Source organism: Nitrospira marina (assembly GCF_059568365.1).
The window spans coordinates 2,943,906-2,960,460 of the sequence record NZ_JCANTH010000001.1; the positions used below are offsets into that span (position 1 = coordinate 2,943,906).

Sequence of the window (16,555 nt, forward strand, 5' to 3'; positions counted from 1 at the left end):
TCTCTTGCGACCTTTGTGCCAATAGACCCCATACGGCTGCGAAGCGATTTAAAGGAGAAGAGGGAAATGGATCCCGTCTCAGAATAAGCCATTGACGACAAACGCATCACCCCCAGACAGTCAATCTGTTGATTTTTGCAACACTAGGGAGTGGAGAGCAGAAAGGAAAATAGGTCCCGATGACAGGGTAATAGACCTAAACAGGAGAAAAAAAAGAAGAGGATTTTGGGGCAAAGGATGAATCGGGAAAAGGAGAAGCAACCCAGGGGGAAAAGGGCCATACAAGGATATGGGAGATTAGTTTGAAACAGAGCCCTGGAACATCCTGATGGGATGGACTGCATTGAATGTTTGCTCACTGGGAAGACTGCTCAGAGAAGAAAAATCCTTTAGACAGCCCGGAAAATCTCTTCAGCAGCTCAGATAGGGATAACCCATGTCCCTTGGTATTTGGGTAGTGGATGGCGCACCCGATCCCATAAAAGCCTCCATTGGAAAGGCAGGCTTTTTCCCTATTGATCGCAAAGTCTCCACAATTCGTTCCGGCCGGCCCCAATCGCTCCACGTGACATCATTAAGCTCCATGACACCTAATTGCCCGGCAAGAGGTTGCAAGACATCACGGGAAAAATTTCGTGTAGGCATATCCTGATACATAGCCTGGAGGGTCGATCCTTCGGCCGGAGTCCCGATCTGCCTTCGTAGCCCTTCAAAACGATCCATCATATCAGGAAAGCACAACCATCCGGATTTCCACAGTGTCTCGACTTTGGTCACCAGCACCAGGGTGTTCCACAACGCTCCCTCCGACATCATTCGCTTGCCATCACCGGTCTCGGGTTTTTCTACAAATGAGTGAATGCGCCGGATAGCGGTCCCTCCACTCCATCCGAGTACTCCCCCGACGGATATCCATCCATAATCAAGCTCCAGATGTGACGGACGCACGCCCATGAGAATCATTTGGTCAGATAAAAATTCTACCGCTCGCACAGCCCGACGCACTGCGGCCACAAAGCGATCTTCAGGAAAAATAAAATGATCAGCGGGCAAGAGGACCACGACCGCGTGAGGATCCCAGGCTCTCACGTAAGTAAGAGGAAGAAACACTCCCGGGGCCGTGTCACAATTTCGCGGCTGAAAGATCAACGTGCCTTCATCTTGCCTCGTGCAATGATGTTCCAAACTCTGCTGATGTGTTCGACCCACAACCGTCACTTTTTTCCTGGGCAGCCCGATTTGGTCGGCCCGGTCCCACGTATGTTGCAACATAGAACGGGTACCGACAAATGTGCAATATTGTTTCGGAACCGGATACCCGAGCCACTGTTGTATTGAGGGTCGGATACGTTCACCTTCACCACCTGCTAACACGATGGACCACACGGAGGACGGTAGGGTCTGAGAAGCCATGATGAACCTCCTGGAAATTGTAAAACGTAGCTAATGGAACATGCCCGATAGAGCAACACCCACACTCGTTTTTCCAGACACCGCAAACTGACTTGCTTTCAGATCACAGGGGAGGAGCCAAAGCTTAATATTGCATTTCTGATAATTTATGGAAAGGTAAGCAATTGAAAGGCCAGAGTTAGAATAAACCTTAATACGTTGATTTTTCTAACTTTCCGTCGATGCCATCAGAGCCAGAAATGTGCGGAACCAAACAGGCTGAAGGCGTCGACCTTCATGTTTTGTCAAGAAGAATTTCCCTGGCACTGTTGCTCTGTCGTGATAAGACATGACATGGCTTTAAACTCATGCCTTACAAAGCTGTAATAGAAATGTCGTTGACATCCAAGTTCCCAGCTTCATTGCTCGGTCCGCCCTAACCGCAATTTCCCAAACAAGCTGCAATCGGCCCTGACAACCTGAGGTGGCGACTAACCAGACGCCTTTTTGTTTTCTTTTTCATAAGTGAAAACCGGACAGAATCCATGAACTCCTAAATGCACCAAACTTTGGCATGAAACCAGCATATCTTTATGACCGTGCCTCTTTTTCCAGAAGTCTGGAAATGTTTTTAGGGTACTTCTTAAGATCAATTTATCAATGGGGTTTAACGATTTGCACCCGTATGGACTAATTGACCAAAGGATCGTTCCATGAAATTCATCTCGTATGTTCTCACATTAGGTCTCAACATTGTCCTGATCGCTCCCGCATTTAGTTATGAGGAAATCACGGTCTACAATGGAGGCACCATCACCGGAAAGGTGACCCTGGCGGGGAAAGAACCCCCGGCATTGGCGTACAGTCTGATTACTAATCCCGATACGGACTTTTGCGGGCGTATTTCCACCGGAACAGGATGGCGTCTCGTCGATGAATTTCAAGTGGCGCCGGATGGTGGTCTCCAGAATACCGTCGTCTTTTTGGAAGGAATTTCTCAAGGTAAACCTTTTCCCCGGAGAGGTGCAGCTAAAGTGACGGTGGAGGATTGCCTTTTTACGCCCTGGGTCTCGGTTGTGCAAAACGAACAACAGCTCCACATTGTCAATATGGATCCCATTATTCATGATGTGCAAATTTATGAAACGGCACCATTCGGCTCAAAGGTCATGCTTCATCGCCCACTCCGGCTCAATCCGTTCCATCCCAAAAACAGAATCAAGGATCATCAACATAACCCGGGAGAGGCGATGCTCGACACGGTTGAATTCTCCCAGGGCCGCAGAATCCTCTACTTGGAATGCGGATTTCACACCTACATGCAAAGCTGGGGAGTGGCAGTAGACAATCCGTATTACGCCATTACCAATGCAAAAGGAGATTTCACACTCCCTGATGTCCCCGAAGGCGTTTACTCGCTCTTGGCCTGGCACCCGGGCATGGGAGGATATATCAAAATGGAAGTGGTAATCTTAGCCAATGAAACATTGAAGACCAGAATGGAATTCCAGAATCCGATCGACCGGCGCATGGCCCATAATACGATGTTCTCTAATTATCGGTTTGGCACCGAGGTACTGGAAAAGGAAGGAGCGGTTTATGATGTCCAAGCAACCCATGAGACGCAAGACATCCTCAGCGACCAGCATGGGCAAACCGCCAATACGCATTCAACGCATTAATGCTATCTACATCTAAGGACCTGACCAGCTAATTCTTGAGAAAAGCTATTTGGTGCATGTGCTTGGTTGGAATAAACGGATCAGTTAGCTATGATATGTCTAGCGTGTTCTTAACATATCCACTTGGATCAACCAACCTGGCGGGTAGGATCTGTGAATAAGTCAGACGCCATGCTTTTCAACTCCCCTCTTTAAAAATAGGCCCCCCTCTCCTCTCTCCCTTATAATTCCTGCCTGCCCTAGCATCGGGCGGGTCCATGTAACACCAAAATCAAGGCTAGCGCCTACCGGCAAGTTACGATAGTCTGCGACTTTGGAAAAATTTCGTCTGAAAGGCACAAGATATGAAAAAATTGATCAACATGGTAGCCGGGGAAAATATCCCCTATATCAACGAGGCGTTTGCCAGCCTGGGCAACCTGACTCTTCTGCCCGGGCGATCCATCAAAGCAAGCGATTTGCACAATACGAATGTTCTTCTCATTCGCTCGATCACGAGGGTTGATCACACGTTATTAAAAGGGACTCCTGTCGAATTTGTCGGATCGGCCTCGGCAGGGGTGGACCACATCGATCAAGCCTACCTCAAATCCAGAAATATCGGCTTTACCTCAGCGGCCGGATCGAATGCCAATTCGGTGGCCGAATACGTCCTGGCGTCCTTATTGTTCCTTGGCAAGCAACAGGGGTTTTCACTCAATGGGAAAACCATTGGCATTATCGGCGTCGGGAACATCGGTAGACTGGTCAAGCATAAAGTGGAGGCGTTGGGGATGCTCCCGATTCTCCATGATCCTCCCCTGGCAGAATCGGGCGAGGTCGAGCACCGCTCATTAGCCGAAGCCCTCAGTTGTGACGTGGTGACGCTTCATACGCCCTTGACCACCGACGGCCCCTACCCAACCTATCACATGCTCAATGAGCAGACACTCAAATGGCTGAATCCGTCAGCGATTTTCATCAATGCCGCCCGTGGGGAAGTCGTGGAGACCCATGCGCTGCTGGACGCGATCACACAGAAACGCATCGGCCCGACTATCATCGACGTGTGGGAAGACGAACCCGCCATTAACTGGGACCTCTTTCAAGCCGTCACGATCGGGACACCCCATATTGCCGGTCACTCCCTCGATGGCAAAGCCAATGGCACCTTCATGATCTATACAGCGTTGTGCAAACATCTGGGCATCTCCCCCACATGGAATCCTGTCCAGGTACTGCCCGCACCACTCGTCCCGTCTTTGACAATCGACTACCACGAGCAATCTGATGAAGAGTTGATTCAAGAAATGGTTAGCACAATCTATGATCTGGAGGCCGATTATCATCGCATGAAACAACTGCTGGCCATGCCTCAGAAAGAACGGCCTCGTCGCTTTGATGAACTTCGCAAAAACTATCCCGTCCGCCGGGAATTTCACCGAACTAACGTCACGCTCCCCAAAAACCAGGAAAGGCTTCAACACCTGCTTTCGGAAATAGGGTTTTGGGAATTCAGCGAAGAAGGGTAAACCTGACAACGGTAGGACAACTCCTCTGCACCCGTTCGTCCCGAAGGCAACGGCCTGGCACTCGAAAAGGTTGTCCGGAACCGGGCCGCAGGAGAACGGGCAGTCGAACCGCCAACAGAAGGGTCGAGCTCCAATCTTTTATTTAGGTATCGTTCTGTTGTTGGAAGGGAAAAAGAGAAAGATAGACGGTATCCGCTCGTTTCTTAATCCACTGAAATCGGAATAACGTGCGGATTTGACTGGAGTACTGTCCGATATTCGCCTCTTGCCAGAGGCCTTCTGCAAAATAACGCCGATTCTCTCCCTCACTCAGGAATCCTGCGAATTTTTTATCGGTCACAAAGCTTACCGCCCAACTGTTCGTCCAACTCGGATGACAGCGCTGAACATAGTCATCCACCTCAAGAAGCAACGAGGTCATTCTCTCCAGATCCGTCATGAGCGATTCGGAGGCGAGGAGAAACAGCACATCATGCCCTTCAGGAATATCGATAAGACCAATACGGCTTTCCAGAGCCAGACAGGCTTGGGGATCAATGGCAAACACATCCGGTTGGCCGGGATCGCCTTTTGGAATGTTAAGGGTATTGGGTGAATCGGGTTTGCACACAAACTTGAGGTGGGACGGAGGACAGTCCCACTGCAATTCCACCCCGGCTTGCTCAATATCATCTAACAAGGAAGGAATGCGGGGATTTAATGCCACCCTATTCTGAATCGATTCGCCCGGCACAAGCGGTACCATTTGTGATCCAAACCTCCCAATAGGAAGGTTCTGCTTGATAGGACTCTTGTGGGCATCCAAACGGGTGGCCGAGAGCCAGGTAGAACCATCCGTGGGATTCCAGGGCAAATCCCGAACATTAACGCTGACCGGTTCATCACTGATATTGGTTAAATGAACATGCAATTCATACAGATGTTTGCCGGGCTTCTTTAAAAATACCTCCATCGCCAACGGCAACCGGGGCACTTCCTCAGGATCTTCAGCCGCACTGGCGGTGGGAGGCACGAGAAAGCTCAGGGCCCAAATACCAAAACTTATGACAAAACAAAGAGATCGGTTCAAAAATAATCCTCGCTTAACCCGTCGCCAAATCCGCATCTAATCTATTGAGTAACCTCAAATACACTCTGAGCAAGATAGGGCCTTTTCAGACGAATGGTCAAATCATTTCTTGTCATTCAGGAAATCGTGTGAGTTGTGCGGACAACACAGATCTCCGTGAAGAGTTCCCAACTAATGGATGAATGCGGAAAGCCCTATTGCTTCAGGCCTTAGGAAAATAGGTCATCCTTCCAATTATTATTGCCGTATTTACTCAGACGGGTCCACCTTACAATGCCGAAGAGATCGAAAAGTTCTGGAACCCAACACCAAATTCGCATTAAAGGAAATGAGTTTTCCAAGAATCGAGTCTGATTGATTGGAATAGGGTAGCACACTGAGGAGTTCGTGGAACTGAAAGTGCTCCCCTGGACTATGTTAATACGCGTATTTCCGCATGAGCAGAGTACCCCGCCCACTCTAGATAATGTCCTCCAGCGTCTCATGGCCAAGGTTAACCGGCGGATTTATATCATTATGCTGGAAACTGGATCTAAACACTGGCATGCAATAGATACAACCCGTGGCATCTTCATCAGATCTTGCTAACTGAGCTTGTCCGTTATTTGCGAACGGACACAAAGCAAAATGATTTCCTGGTCGAAGTGCGGCCTTTGAAGTATCTCGAAGAATTGGGTAGGGTATCCCTCGTGGGCATTGTGCCAGTACGGATGAATTTCCACAAAAGTCGAAATGCATAAGGTCTTTTGTGCAATGTTAAAGTCTCTCTTCAAAAAAACCCATCCGCCTGAGATTGCAGGCCAAATTTCTCCCGAATTAATTCAAATAAACAAATATGAAGATTGGCGTCAGGGTTTTGTCAAAGAACGTCTTCGCATCTTTTATCTAATAGCTCTTGTATCCAATCCGATATGGATTGGGCTGGATTATATGCATGGCAGCCAGTTTTACTCCCTCCTCCTGATTCGCGGGTTATTTAATATAGGATGGCTCATTGGTTTCTGGAGATTACATTATGAAAATACCCCTCTTGAGTTGAAATTTTTATTGGCAACAGTGGTGTTGATTCCCAATATTGGTATTGCCGAAATGACGGTTGCGTTGGGAGGTTTTAGTTCTCAGTACTATAACGGGATCAATCTCTTGTTTTTGGCCGGAGCGGTCATTATCCCTGTATTTTGGAAGGTTCATTTGGTAGCGCATCTCGGTTCGCTTGCTTACTATTTTTTTTCAAATTTCCTACAAATCCCCCAAGTAACAAACTGGCAAATTCCTTTTGAGAATTTCATGTTTTTGGTATGGACGAGTTTGGTTCTTCTCACTTCCGTGTTTCTTTACGAGCGTTTACAACGTGCTGAATTTGAAGCGCGTATCCAATTGCTCGAACTCGATCGATTAAAGAGCGATTTTTTTGCCAACGTGAGTCATGAACTTCGTACTCCCTTAACTCTAAGCCTAGGTGCCTTCAAAGCACTAAAAGGTTTATCGCTAAATTCCGAGGTTCAGGATTTGGTTCAACTGGGCTTACGCAATGGATCTCGACTGTTATTTCTTATTAATGAACTCTTAGACCTCGCTAAATTTGATAGTGGAAGAACCAAGCTGGAAAAACTGTCATTTGACCTTTCGGAGTTGGTACGTGGCGTTGGGGCGAGTTTTCAATCATCTAAAGGTCGAAGAATTCATTTTCATGGGCTCTCAAGCCCTGTTCCCATGGAAGGAGATCCTCGACAACTTAAAAAGGTCATCTATAACTTGTTGTCGAACGCGTTTAAATTTAGCGATCCAGAGCAAGGACAAGTTTGGATTAAACTGAGCGAGCACTCGGCAAATTTACATTTATCCTTCGAAGACAATGGCATTGGCATTCCCCATAGCCAGTTGAATAAGGTTTTTAATCGATTTTCTCAAGTCGAGGGGCATGCTACACGGCGGTTTGAGGGAACCGGAATAGGACTGGCTTTGGTAAAAGAGATCGTCCACCTACACGGAGGAACCATTTCAGTTGAAAGCAACCTGGGAGAAGGTTCCATTTTCACGATAATTCTTCCACGTGGCTCAGCCAGCCTTGAGAATATAAGGCCAATCGAGGAGGAAGCATTTCTTGAATTTATTGAGCAAAAGGTCGATCAACAAGGCTCCAGTGTCCCTACTGGACAAACGGGAACACTTCCTAGTGATTCTCCTTTGGTCCTTGTGGCAGATGATAATGCAGACATGCGAGGGTACCTACAAAGAATTTTGGCAATGCACTACCGCCTGTGTTTGACGAAGAATGGCCAAGAGGCGTTGGCACTCGCTAAGGAGACCCGCCCCGATTTAATCCTTACCGATATGATGATGCCGCAGATGAGTGGCGATGAATTGTTGAGGGCCGTCCGAAATGATCCCACTCTGGCTTCAACGCCTGTGATCTTTCTCACGGCTCGAGCAGGAACCGAAGCCAGAGTGGAAAGCCTCGAAGCCGGTGCCGATGATTACATCCAAAAACCATTTGATGAGAAAGAAGTCATTGCTCGAATCAATAACCTCCTTAGGTCTCGCAGTACCGAAAGAAAACTGATTGAACTGCAAAAGGAGAAGCTGTTTCGATTCCTTCCCGCACACGTTGGCGAGTTGGTCCTGTCCGGGAGTGCTGAAGACTTTCTCCAAGGCCACCGGGCAGAGATCACAGTGTTATTCATCGATCTCCGAGGGTTTACGGCCTTTGCAGAATCAACAGAACCCGAGGGGGTCATGGGAATCCTTAGTGAATTTCAAGCCGAAATGGGAAAGATCATTACTGAACATCAAGGCACGTTGGAACGATTCACGGGAGATGGCATGATGGTCTTCTTTAACGACCCGCTGCCGGTTACGAATCATCCCGTGGTAGCGACCCGTTGCGCTCTTGCCATGCACCATCGCGTTAAGGATTTGCGGACAACCTGGAAGAAGCGTGGATTCGAGTTGGGGGCAGGAATCGGTATGGCCACGGGCTTTGCCACCTTGGGTATCATCGGGTTTGAGGAGCGTCGAGACTACACGGCTATTGGAAGTGTGACAAATCTAGCCGCTCGTCTCTGTGCCGAAGCTCAGCATGACCAAATCCTGGTACCTGAAAGATTTAAGAATGAAGTAACGAAGCTCTTTAACAGTGAACCGATTGAAGAAATGAAATTAAAAGGATTTCGCAATTCTATCAAAGTATTTAATATTCTTGGTCTTAAAAATTAACTGACAGGAAAGTGTTTCCCCTTGTGGTCGTGTCCTCCCCCTAGGCCTTAGGATAAGACGCCAACGGTTGTTTCTCAACATCGTGTTGGCCAAAATTTGGAGAATTGGGTCAATCCTTCATCAATGGTCCTCGTTCGCCGCTGTCATGAGGAAGGACGACTGTATCGTGGGTACTAATGACGGACGGGGGCTATGAAGAATTAATCACCACTGATGGAATGTTATAGATTCAACACGCGATCACGAACGTACAGATCAAAACTTAGAAGTTTCTTGCCTATTCCCTGCCAGGTTTCGGTACATGATCATCAATGTCCAGTCGCCCTCTAACGAGATCGCCGAGAGCTTGATTCGTGAGCGATGCCCTTTTCACCTTTGTCTGTGCTGTGGTCGTGGCGGAATGGGGTGAGAAGGAGAGAATGGAAGTTTTGACGGGCGCTGGATAGCCTTGGGTTTTTAAATTACCTAGAAGGGTCGAGGTTTTCGAATACAGAATCTCGGGAATTCATTGTCAGTCAGGATTAGGTATGGAAAAATCTCCGGGTTCTAAAAATTTTTGATATACCATTGATGCTCTGCTTCCCAAACAAACTTTACCCTTACCGGTAGAAAGATACCTCCTTCACCAGTTTCGCGAGATAGGGCCAAGATCCCGACTTCGACGCCGTTGAAGGCCTTCCGAGACGCGGTTCACTGCACTTCGTCCTCTTAACTCTCATCTGATGGAGTTCGAGTTCGAGTTCGCCTTTTCTGGCAACGCTCACGACGACAACTTTAGTCAAGGCCGCTTGCACTGATTGGAGTTTGCGACTGCACGCCATCCCCGAAAGGCCTCCCCTTATCGGTTGGTGGAGCCTCCCATCCATCAGCATCATGAGGAGGGCCTCTATAACCCGCCGACTCCCTTTATTTTCGGATAGGAACGTCCGCTGTGGTTGGGATTGGGCAGCTCCCCTTTAACACACACATATTTCTTTCCATGTAGCCATGCCGGTTTGTCCAATTATGATTCGGGGTTCCTGCTCTCCTGTTCCCCCTTTTCCCTCCCAAACAATCGTCCACCTAAACGACTGTTCCAGCTGGGCCCGAGGAATGGAGGCAGGAAGGGAAAAGTTGATGGCTCCATCTGGATATGTGAACATAAAGGGACGGTAGTACTCATCCCAAAAGGATTCGGCTACCAAAATTCGTTGTCCACCCGGCAAGTCTAAATATAAGTAAGTGCTTCCTTCAAAGGCCACATCTCGAGGAATGTCAAAATTTATATCTAAATATCCTTCCTCATCCAAGGGCCCGCCAACATAATGACGAGCAATAAAATACTCATAGGCATCTTTATCTTTATGGAGAGGAATTTTGCCCCGGAAAAAGTAAGTAAGAACAGCGGCTGAATAGCCCACCGCGCGGGGGATAAGATGCCTGGCATAGGCGTCGTAAACTACATCATCCAGTCGCAGTTTCCCTAAAAGATGGAATTCCAAGTTGAGAAATTGCGTCAAGGTCTCGTTCCCTGTGTATCTAGCTACCCGCGCCCCAGGAAAAGCCGCACTTCCTAGGCGTGCAAGTGTAAGATAGGGAGAAGGGGCAGGGGCAGGAACCAATTCCGCCACATTGGGATTAGGAGGAACGGGACTATTTTGTCCAGCAATCCGATCATCGCTAAAGAAATTAGCACTGGCATATTCGGTGATCCCGACATTGGCTCCGAGAGTAACCTCTGGGTTTGATCCGTAATACATATTCCGGTCAAAGAGATTGCTAAACGGTTCATTTCGTACGGCTCCCGCAACCTCTAGCATTGATGAATCGGGACTGATTATCCCAGCACTGGAATATGAAGCCACACTATGTCTATCCATAAAGTCATGCAACCCATCTCGCAGAACATGAGGATCATCCCGAACATGGGCGGGGTTCGCGGAATCCTGAAGTAAATGCATAACTTGGCCTAAGGTCCGGAAGGTTTTAGCCCAATTTTCATCTCGCTCGGTTTTGGTAGGAGAAGTTAAGGCTTTAAAGTAATACTCGCGGGCATCGTTCCAAGACCATTCCTGATCTCCCACCGAGCTAAGACCCCAATTGATTGTAGAATCAAATACTCTCCCCAACCCGGAATTAGAAATGGGTTCATGGAAATGTCGAAAAAAACGAGGCCAATCGTCTTCGAATTCACTACCTTCAATCATCCAATTTTTGGCCGTCTTGCCGTCAACTGATGCATTCAACCCTCCCTCTAATCCGAGATTATTGACCAGGAATGTATTCAGATCTGACGCAACAATCTCAATGGCTTTCTCTGTGAGTTCCCGATGAGTGCTTATTTCCCATGCTTTGGCTTGACCTGTAAAAAATACCAGACTAACTATCAACCCAATGGCCCACAAAAGTGAAATTTTGAAAAACCTTGGAAGCGCTTCCTCGACATAAAGAAAGAATTTGTAAAAGGGAAATCGAATTGAATTCAAATTTTGATTTCGAGACCAATTTCCTAACAATTTAATCTGATTCATCTTAGATTATCCTCATTTGTTTTGTTTGGGCTGCTCGTTTTGCGAAGCTTTTGACCTTCAAGATCGAATCGTTCTACAAACGGACCAAGCAACCACCCTATTAGACCATATTGCAAGGGACCTATAATGAAAATGATTATGTGAAAAACCCACGCAGGATTACCAATCCATCTCTCTAACGGAGTAGCCAAAAAAACTACGACCGCAGGAAAATTTAAAACCGATACCATAAAACCAAACCTTTCTCCTCGACCTCCACTCAGCACCCACCATGCACCCACAAACAAAAAATACAAGCCAGAACACCCAACTGCACCAAATACCCTATACCTGTTCTTTATTAAAAAAGGATACTTCACATGGCCTCCATTGGAGTCTTTTAATTTTTACTCTTTAAAAATTACGGATTCGCCACTGCCCGTCGGTATCCAGAATGAACTCCACTTCAAGAGGAAATTGGATGGGGCCGAATGCCAACGGTGCCGAAGCCTTGGCCACAACCCGCGTTCCTTGTCCATCTGTGAGATGCAGTGGCACAGCAAAGATAGCTGCCAGCTCATCCAAATGATCCTTGAGTACGGTCCAATCATGCCGCATAACTCCTCGTTTACTCAGCACGACAAAAGACAACGCCTCCTCTATGTCACCCTGAGCTAGCATCTCCATCATGCCTGACCATTCGGCATTGAGCATAATTTGAAATGCCACAGGCTCCAACACCTGGACTACTGCCGTGGCGTCAAATCTGATTCCCATAGCATCCGTCACACTTACTTTGGGCAGATACAACCCTGACTGGGTGAAAGTGACGGTTTGCTCCAAGAGGTCCGTTCCCTGGGCGTCGATGATTCCATCACCCTGAAAATCCCATTGAATGTTCGCCACCGGTTGGTCGATATCAATAGAAGCCCGGAGAGTGACCTGGCTGGGAGCCACATTTCGATCCGGCGATACTCTTAACTGCAACTGGTTGGTCAACACGTCGGTAGTATGCACTTGCATGGTGGAAGAGGCCCGCTGGCCGCAAGCATTAGTAGCTGCCACGACGACAGTGGTAGGTCCGAGAGTTCCCGTGGCCTCACGGACAGGCACTTGATCGACCGCGTAGGTCGAACCGAAGACTTTGGCCCCTTGTTCATTGACGACCACCCCTACCGGGCTTGAACCACTGGTCATAACCGTCCCTTTTACCAACATGGTTGATCGATTAATCGTAGCATTGGCCAGCGGAGCGTCAATGGTCACAGCCAAACAATTAGCAGTACAGGCGATATAGGCCTGCACTTGTGCGCCGAGCGGACCCATTACTCGCACCTCAAAATTATTCCGGGCATGCACCACGATGGGCTGGACAATTTGACTGTGGGCTGCTGTGAAATTTTGAGCACTGATCACTTCAATCCCATTCAGGAAGACAGTCGCCTGAGTCACCCGATTTGCCCCTCCCGAGGTACCATTGATCATGACTAACTGATAGTGGGCCGCCGGTTCGCAATTCGAAAATTTTGCGCTGAAAGTTTCTTCTGCCGTGGCGTGCTTGACCCATGCCACTGGGCCCCAGATGGGTGTGAGATTTGTCGGTGTAGCGGAAAGGGTGACATTAAGATTCACACTATTGGTATGCCCTACTCCATCCACCCCCCTGACAATCAGAGTATTGCCGCCTTCCTGTAAGACAACGCCATCGGCAAGAAACACTCCACCCGTGACCGTTGCGGAACTTCCATTGACCGTGACGGAAGCATTGGGATCATTAACGAATCCAGTGACCGTAATAGGACTCACCCCCACCACACTTCCTTCAGAAGGGCTGGTAATCAACAAGGCCGGTAATCCCGAAGTTGTGGGGGCAGGGACAACGATGGCCACTGTATCGGGATCGCTCGAAGCCTTTCCATCTGAAACCACGACTGTTACCACATAGATTCCAGGAATATCCGGAATAATTGTGGGCTGTGCGAAGGTAGGATTTAAAAGAGTCGCGGTACTCCCTTGAGGCCGACTCTCCAAGGACCATTGGAAGCTTAAGGCATCGCCATCAGCATCATGGGAACCGCTTCCATTTAAAGTGACTAACGAAAAGACTGGGACGTGTTGATCTTGTCCCGCATTGGCCACGGGCGGCCCGTTACCTGCCGTAATGGTCACAGTAACGGGGTCACTATTTTCCATCCCATCGTTGACGATTAGCTGAGCCACATATAATCCAACCAGATCTGCACCAAATGTCGGTTGAATAGAAGTTGAGTTTGAAAGTGTTGCAGTGCTCCCTGTCGGTTTGGCAATAAGTGCCCATTGAAAGATCAACGAATCGCGATCCACATCATGTGAGCCGGTTCCAGTTAAGGTGACGATACTTCCTACCGGAACCGTCTGATCCTGCCCCACATGAGCCACCGGCTTGGAATTTTGGGTATTGATCAGGACTATGTCCGGTGGGCTGTCTTCTTGCCCATCGTTCACAATCAGTTGCACCTGATAGGTCCCTGCCAGATCAACAAGGAAATCGGGCGTAGACGAAGTTGGATTGGATAGGGTAGCCCCGCTTCCACCAGGAATGCTCACAAAGGACCAATGAAAACTCAGCGCGTCCCCATCTACATCATGGGAATCCCTTCCATTTAAGAGGACCGATTGTGTGACAAACACGGTTTGATCCTGTCCGGCTCCGGCCACAGGTGGGGAATTGATGGTTGTTATCGTCACCGTATCGGGATCACTATCAACTGTTCCATCATTCACAATGAGTTGAAGGGTGTAGACTCCTGGAATATCAATCATCAGAGTAGGCATGATGCCCGTAATATCAGTAAGCGAAGCGTTACTCCCTGCGGGTTGTGAAAGTATTGTCCACCTATACGTCAAAAGATTCCCGTCCACATCGGTTGAATCAGCCCCATCAAGCTGCACATTCATGCCAACGTGAACAGTCTGGTCAGGTCCTGCCTGAGCCAGGGGTAGATTATTTCCTCCCTGTCCCAACCCGAAACCTCCTTCCAACGCGATGGTGGAGTGATTTCCCATGCGAACCCATTTACCCACAAACGCACCGGTAGCCCTGCTTTCGGCCCTGAACCGCAAAAGGCCGTTCGGAGCATAGACCTTCGCACGCACCTTGCTGCCTTCCCCAAACTTCACAGCTTCCGGGGTGCCATCGATAGCCCCTGTTGTTCCATTTATCCCGATCCCAATGATAAGAATATCAGCCGCAGTCAGAGTTGCTGCATCCGGAGCTGGTCCTACGACCGTATGTCTGCGAGTATCGATCTGGCCCTTCACGCGAATCTCGACGGCCTTAGTCGCCAGAACCTGGGCATCTTCACGAATATCCCATTCCTGGAAGTGGTAAAGGCCCCCTGAAAGGGTGACAATAGCACCAGGCCGGGCTTTGAGCCGGCCATAGCGTCCAGCCTGGAGTGTAAGGTTTCCTCCCGCCGGAATATCAATGTCCTGAGATCCAGGATGAACCGGTGGGACAGGCGGCATCTCGGAAACAAGTGGAAGCCTGACTGGTGTGGTCATGGCCCCTAGAATCTGCCCCGGTCCTAAGAGCGTATTGACCATAATATTCTGTATCTGAGATCCACTTTTCAATTTGATGGTATCCCCAATTATCTGGCTATTACTGTTTTGGACCACCACGTCATGACCGATGGTCATTTCTTGCTCACCGTTCAAATAGGGACCTATACTCGCCTGATTTGCCCCAACATCTCCGCTGAGAATTGTACTTCCCTGCCGTACCCAAACTCCCTCATTCCCTAGCACCACAAAATCATTTGCCGCCTTTGCCTTTTCAGGCAGACTCAGAAAAATTAGGAACGCGACAACAATCCATATGGAACTAGTATGTATCCGAAAATTTTCTGTCCAACTCCATGTCATCGAAGGTATTCCCCTCTTTGCTAAAGACCCATGATTAATCAAAAGAGATTTTTTTGGGAGTGAAAGCTCGGGCAGTATGAGAGGAAACCGGAAAAGGGCCTATACCCCGTTGTAGGGGAAGCAATAATGGAAAAAGGTCGAACGCAGTTAGGCTTAAGAAGGAAAGTTTGAGCTCAGGAATAAGCCATTTTTTCCGACTGCATATGCGGCAAAACCCATCCCGTTGAATTAGCGGTTCCATTCTGTCGACTCTAATCGGAATGACTCTCACCTTCCCGACAGAGACATGCTAGTGTTTTGGAATTTTTTGGAAAGATCAGAAGCAGATAGCTTGAATGGTTATCTCTCAAACATTCGCTGTAAATCCCACAGCACAATGGAAATCATAAAGTGATTGGATGGAAATCACCGTTACGACCAGAAAACACAGATTGGACCCGTTGCAAAGAATGGATTGGGAAGCACAGCTGCATTAATGACAAATGCTCTCCAACGGAAACCCTCAATAATGGAAGGGTTGACTGGTGCTGGATAGGATTGGTTTTTCAAATTCTAAAAATTTTTGATATACCATTGCTGATCCGCTTCCCACACAAACTCTACCTCCAAGGGAAATTGGATTTTCCCCATGGGCAATGGGTCGATTGATTTGGCCACCACCCGAAATCCTTGCCCATCTGTCAGTTGAAGGGGAACGGAAAAGAGATTTGCGATCTCTCCTAGATGATCGGTCAGCACGGTCCAATCATGTCGCATGGCATCACGCCTTCTGGTCGCCACAAACGCGACAGCCCCATCAATATCCTGCTTCGCCAAGGCCCCCAGCATGCCTTGCCATCGGGCATTGAGGGCAGCCTGGAGATCTTCCGGATTCTCTAATACCACGTCGGTCGTCGCTTCAAAGGTTTGACCCTGTTTATTGGTGACAATCACCCGAGGAGAAAAGTGGCCGGCATGTGAGAACGTGACGGTCCGAGAATGGAGGTGAGGCCCCTCTGCGTCAAATCTTCCATCGCCCTCATAATCCCAGGCTATCAGTTCCACTTCAGGGATCGAATCCGTAGACACTCTCAAGCTCACAGTGCTGGGTGCGACATCCCGCTCCGGGGATGCCCGTATTTTCACTAGAGGCGTCCTGCTGTGATCCATCCCATAGGCAATGCCGATCCCACACATGAGGACGAAAAGGGCACCAGCCGATTTCCTCAACCTTAATACGGACTTCATTTTCCGTCCTCCTTTTCATTGTTCTGCCGGCCCTGTTTTCACGACAGAGGACTGGCAGGCCTC

The 16,555-nt window shown here is 48.5% G+C and carries 8 protein-coding genes; 3 read left to right on the forward strand and 5 right to left on the reverse strand.

Annotated elements, in window-relative coordinates; genetic code table 11:
• Positions 1-411: 411 nt before the first annotated feature.
• Positions 412-1,413: a sugar phosphate nucleotidyltransferase gene (locus LX98_RS12415; protein ID WP_496429201.1), complete on the reverse strand. Its 1,002-nt coding sequence runs from the start codon at positions 1,411-1,413 to the stop codon at positions 412-414.
• A 692-nt stretch (positions 1,414-2,105) separates the two neighbouring features.
• Between LX98_RS12415 and LX98_RS12420 the strand changes: the two genes are divergently transcribed.
• Both LX98_RS12420 and LX98_RS12425 read left to right on the forward strand, forming a co-directional pair.
• Positions 2,106-3,074: a carboxypeptidase-like regulatory domain-containing protein gene (locus LX98_RS12420; RefSeq protein ID WP_496429202.1), complete on the forward strand. Its 969-nt coding sequence runs from the start codon at positions 2,106-2,108 to the stop codon at positions 3,072-3,074.
• 344 nt (positions 3,075-3,418) lie between these two features.
• On the forward strand, positions 3,419-4,585 hold the full coding sequence (locus tag LX98_RS12425) for a DUF3410 domain-containing protein (RefSeq protein ID WP_496429203.1): 1,167 nt from the start codon (positions 3,419-3,421) through the stop codon (positions 4,583-4,585).
• 142 nt (positions 4,586-4,727) lie between these two features.
• Here the strand turns inward: LX98_RS12425 and LX98_RS12430 are convergent, their stop codons facing one another.
• A complete protein-coding gene (locus LX98_RS12430) occupies positions 4,728-5,654 on the reverse strand; it encodes a hypothetical protein (RefSeq protein WP_496429204.1) in 927 nt (308 codons plus the stop codon).
• Between the two features lie 753 nt (positions 5,655-6,407).
• Between LX98_RS12430 and LX98_RS12435 the strand changes: the two genes are divergently transcribed.
• Positions 6,408-8,870 carry an ATP-binding protein gene (locus LX98_RS12435; protein WP_496429205.1) on the forward strand — a complete coding sequence of 821 codons (2,463 nt, stop codon included), beginning with the start codon at positions 6,408-6,410 and terminating at the stop codon, positions 8,868-8,870.
• A 956-nt stretch (positions 8,871-9,826) separates the two neighbouring features.
• On the opposite strand, the gene LX98_RS12440 is transcribed toward LX98_RS12435, so the two are convergent.
• The 3 genes from LX98_RS12440 to LX98_RS12450 all read right to left on the reverse strand — a co-directional run bounded on the left by LX98_RS12440 (position 9,827) and on the right by LX98_RS12450 (position 16,492).
• Positions 9,827-11,380 (reverse strand): phospholipase C/P1 nuclease family protein, encoded by a 1,554-nt coding sequence (locus LX98_RS12440; protein ID WP_496429206.1) that lies wholly within the window; start codon positions 11,378-11,380, stop codon positions 9,827-9,829.
• Between the two features lie 393 nt (positions 11,381-11,773).
• Complete coding sequence (locus tag LX98_RS12445) at positions 11,774-15,040, reverse strand: PKD domain-containing protein (RefSeq protein ID WP_496429207.1); 3,267 nt, start codon at positions 15,038-15,040, stop codon at positions 11,774-11,776.
• 777 nt (positions 15,041-15,817) lie between these two features.
• Positions 15,818-16,492, reverse strand: coding sequence for a hypothetical protein (locus tag LX98_RS12450; protein WP_496429208.1), 675 nt, complete (start codon positions 16,490-16,492; stop codon positions 15,818-15,820).
• Positions 16,493-16,555 lie beyond the last annotated feature (63 nt).